The organism is Catenibacterium sp., assembly GCF_052354645.1.
Classification (GTDB): Bacteria; Bacillota_I; Bacilli_A; order Erysipelotrichales; family Coprobacillaceae; genus Catenibacterium; species Catenibacterium mitsuoka_A.
In genome coordinates this window covers 1-4,474 of sequence record NZ_DAWDDM010000166.1, presented here as the reverse complement: position 1 = coordinate 4,474, position 4,474 = coordinate 1, and the positions used below count along the sequence as shown (strand labels likewise).

Below are 4,474 nucleotides of genomic sequence, written 5' to 3'. Positions count from 1 at the left end.
CTACTAAGGATAACTTAGCTTGGCGTGTAGACTGTGAATTTGTTTCATCTGATGGTAAAGTTGAACTTGCTACATGCGCTAAAAAGAATAACTTAGATGCAATTCATGATACAGTTCATGAAATGGCAAGAGATGAAGCAAGACATGGTAAAGCATTAAAAGGTTTATTAGATAGATATTTTGGAAAGTAATTAAATCATAAAGAATTTGAATCTTACTACTTATATGTGGTAAGATTTTTTTTAGTTATTGACAATTAGAAGAAATAAGATAATAATATAACTGTGTTAGATAACACTGTTATATTTTAGAAAGGTACCAAAAAATATGACGACTAAAGCTATCAAAACACAAGAACTCATACTAGAAACTGCGTTGAAACACTTCTTAAAAGAAGGTTATGCAGGTGCATCTTTAAGAAAGATTGTTAAGGATGCAGGACTCACTACTGGTGCATTTTATAAGTATTATCCTACAAAAGAGAAGTTATTTAATGCACTCATTGATCCTTACTTAGAAGATATTTATAAAATCTACGATGAAATAATTGATCAATTTGAAAAACTATCAGCAGACGATCAGACAAACAATATGTCATATTCTGCTGAATATGGTTTAGACCGTATGATTCACTATTTATATAACCACCATGATCATTTTAAACTATTATTTAAATGTGGAGATAGTGGTAAATATGAAGAGTTTATTCATAATATGGTTGATCGTGAAATAAAAGCAACTTATAAATATCTTGAAACAATGAGACGTGCAGGAATGGATATTCCTGAAGTCAGTGACCTTATGATGCACATGGTTTACACAGGATTCTTCTCATCAATTCTACAAATTATCGAACACGATATCGACAAGGATACTGCAATAAAAATCTTATCTCAGTTAAGAGAGTTTCAAACAGGTGGCTGGGAACGTGTATGGGGCATTAAATTTCCAGCATAATAATAAAGCGGCAATACCGGTAAGCCGCTTATATTATTATCAATGGGTTAGTTAAAACTAACATAAGGAGGAGCTAAACATATGAAGAAAAAATCAACTACTGCCTGGATCTTAGAATGGGCAGGACAGAAAAAGAGTTCCTATGTACTCAGTGTCATACTAGCGATAGGTAATGTAGTATGTAAAATCATTCCCTATTTTATTATTATCGATGTGGTAAAAATGTTTTTAAATGGTTCAAAGAACTTTAATGATTATATGTATGATGCGATTTTAATTGCGGTATCATTTATAATTGCTGAATTATTTCATTCACTCTCTACAACACTATCACATAAAGCCACTTTTACAGTACTTGCAAATATTAGAAAAGCATGCTGTGATAAGCTTGCTCGTGTACCTCTTGGTTATGTAAAAGATACATCATCTGGTACATTTAAAAATATCATGGTTGAAAGAATAGATAGTATTGAAACAACTTTGGCTCATGTTATTCCAGAGTTCACATCCAACTTACTTGGGCCAGTTGTTATATTGATTTATTTCTTTACTATTGACTATAGACTTGCACTTTGGTCACTTGTACCAATTGTAGTAGGGTTTATCTCTTATTTTGGAATGATGCTTGATTTTAAGCCTAATTTTGAGAAAACAGTGAAAGCGACAAAGGATTTAAATGATGCAGCAGTAGAATATATTGATGGTATTGAAGTCATTAAAGCTTTTAGTAAAACAGAAAGTTCTTATGAAAGATTTACTACATCCGCAAAGGCTTATGCCAATTCTTTTATTTCATGGATGCGTAAATGTTCTATATTTCATGCTTTAATGATGACTATTACACCTTATACACTTCTTACTGTATTACCGTTAGGTGCTCATTATGTCGCAAATGGTTCACTTACTGTCGATCATTTTATATTATGTATTATTTTATCTCTCAGTATTGCAGGACCTCTTATTACCGCATTTTCTTATACAGATGATCTAGGTAAAATAAGTGTTATTGTAGGAGAAGTTACAGGTATCTTAGACCAAAAAGAACTTGAAAGACCGCAAAAGAGCATAGATATCCCTCATGATAACTCTATTACACTTAAAGATGTAAAGTTCGCTTATCATGATCAGGAAGTTCTTCATGGCATTAATATGTCGCTTCAGGCAGGTAGTGTCAATGCCATTGTAGGACCTTCGGGAAGTGGTAAATCTACGATTGCGAAGCTTATTGCTTCTTTATGGGATGTAGATAGCGGTAGTATTGAAATCGGCGGTGTAGATATAAAAAATATTGCCTTAAACGATTTTAATAAAAGAATAGCTTATGTAGCTCAGGATAATTATCTGTTTAATGAAACAGTCCGCGAAAATATCAGACAAGGAAATCCAAACGCTACTGATGAAGACATAATAGAAGTCACAAAAAAGAGTGGATGTTATGATTTTATTATGCAGTTAGAAAATGGTTTCGATACAATTGTGGGAGGTGCTGGAGGACATCTTTCTGGAGGAGAAAGACAACGCATCTCTATTGCAAGAGCAATGCTCAAAGATGCACCTATTATTATTCTTGATGAAGCTACTGCATATACTGATCCAGAAAATGAAGCAATCCTGCAGAATTCTATCGCAAAGCTTGTGACAGGTAAAACATTAGTAGTCATAGCACATCGACTTTCTACTGTAAAAGACAGTGATCAATTGTTTGTAGTTGATGAAGGAAATATTGTCGCTCATGGTACACATGATGAACTACTTGAAAAATGTCCGCTTTATAGAGATATGTGGAATGCACATATTTCAGTCAAAGATATAGTAAAGGAGGTACAATAATATGTTTGGGATTCTCAATAAATTCTTTAAATTCTCAGGTAAAGAAAATGAAAAGAAATTCAAGATATCTATATTATTAGGCGTCATTGAAGCTCTTTCCTCAGCAATGAAGATACCTGCTATGATGTATATTCTTATGGGATTAATGAATAATCAATCTATGGGAAAGTATATAACTGGTGCCACTTTGATGATGCTATGTGCTATTGTGATTTCTATTATATGTAAGAGATTTTCTACAGTCTTACAGACAGATGGAGGCTATAATGCCAGTGCCTTTACAAGAATCAAGATTGCTGAGCATTTACGTTATCTTCCAATGGGTTATTTTAATGCGAATAGTATTGGTGAAATCTCTTCAGTTACTACAAATACTATGGAACTATTGGGGGATATTGCTGCAAGAGTCGTTATGTTGACAACTCAAGGTATTCTAGAAACTTTTATGATTATCTTGATGATCTTCATTTTTGATTGGCGAATTGGACTTATTTCTATAGCCGGTGTTGCTGTATTCTTCATTATTAATTCTTTAATGCAAAATGCATCAAAGAATTGTTCAGAAGAAAAGGTATTATGTGACACGGAACTTGTAAATCAAATTATGGAATACTTGCAGGGTATATCGGAAGTTAAATCTTATAATTTGCTTGGAAAACAGGCTGAAAAGTTAAATAATGCGAATGAAGCATGTCAGAACATTAATACGAAGATGGAGCTTCTCTTTGTGCCATACCATTTTTTTCAGGGTATTGTGACGAAAGTGACTGCCGCTATTATTATCATCGCAAGTGCATCATTTTATATTCATGGTACAATGAGTGCTATTTATGCGATTGGTATGACTATTTCTTCATTTATGCTTTATTCTAGCTTAGAATGTGCAGGTAATTACTCTTCATTATTACATGTAGTAAGTGTATGTGTAGATAAAGCTAATGCGATTTTAACACTTAATACGATGGATATTGATGGAAAAGAGATCAATCCAGAACATCATGACATCAAGCTAGATCATATAACATTCTCTTATGATCAAAGAAAAATCATTGATGATGTCTCTTTGACTATCCCAGAAAAGACAACAACAGCGATTGTTGGTCCTTCTGGTGGAGGAAAAACCACTCTTTGTAATCTGATTGCAAGATTCTGGGATGTAGATAGTGGAACAGTCACATTAGGTGGTATCAATGTGAAAGATTATAGTATGAATAGCTTAATGAATAATTTCGCATTTGTTTTCCAGAGAGTTTATTTGTTTGCGGATACAATAGAAAATAACATTAAGTTTGGCTGCCAGAATGCGACACATGAAGAAGTTGTTGCAGCAGCAAAGAAAGCATGCTGTCATGATTTTATTAGTGCACTACCAGAAGGGTATAATACACTCATTGGGGAAGGCGGCGCATCATTATCAGGTGGTGAAAAACAACGTATTTCTATTGCGAGAGCTATCATGAAGGATGCACCTATTGTCATATTGGATGAAGCAACAGCCAACGTAGACCCAGAAAATGAAAAAGAGTTAATGGAAGCAGTAGAAGCTCTTACTAAAGAAAAGACAATCATTATGATTGCACATAGATTAAAGACAGTAAGACAAGCCCATCAAATTATAGTTATTGATCAAGGTCATATTGCCCAGCAGGGAAATCATCAATCATTAAAGAAACAGTATGGAATGTAT

General features: G+C 33.5%; 3 protein-coding genes and 1 pseudogene. All 4 read left to right on the top strand.

Annotated features, from left to right (window positions below):
• A pseudogene (locus tag ACT8VG_RS07760) lies at window positions 1–191 on the top strand (NADH peroxidase); the annotation flags it as partial.
• A gap of 136 nt (window positions 192–327) precedes the next feature.
• Window positions 328–957 carry a TetR/AcrR family transcriptional regulator gene (locus ACT8VG_RS07755; protein ID WP_195920300.1) on the top strand — a complete coding sequence of 210 codons (630 nt, stop codon included), beginning with the start codon at window positions 328–330 and terminating at the stop codon, window positions 955–957.
• Between the two features lie 81 nt (window positions 958–1,038).
• Window positions 1,039–2,787 carry an ABC transporter ATP-binding protein gene (locus ACT8VG_RS07750; protein ID WP_217107151.1) on the top strand — a complete coding sequence of 583 codons (1,749 nt, stop codon included), beginning with the start codon at window positions 1,039–1,041 and terminating at the stop codon, window positions 2,785–2,787.
• A 1-nt stretch (window position 2,788) separates the two neighbouring features.
• A partial coding sequence (locus ACT8VG_RS07745) for an ABC transporter ATP-binding protein (RefSeq protein ID WP_444195557.1) occupies window positions 2,789–4,474 on the top strand: 1,686 nt, incomplete at its 3' end.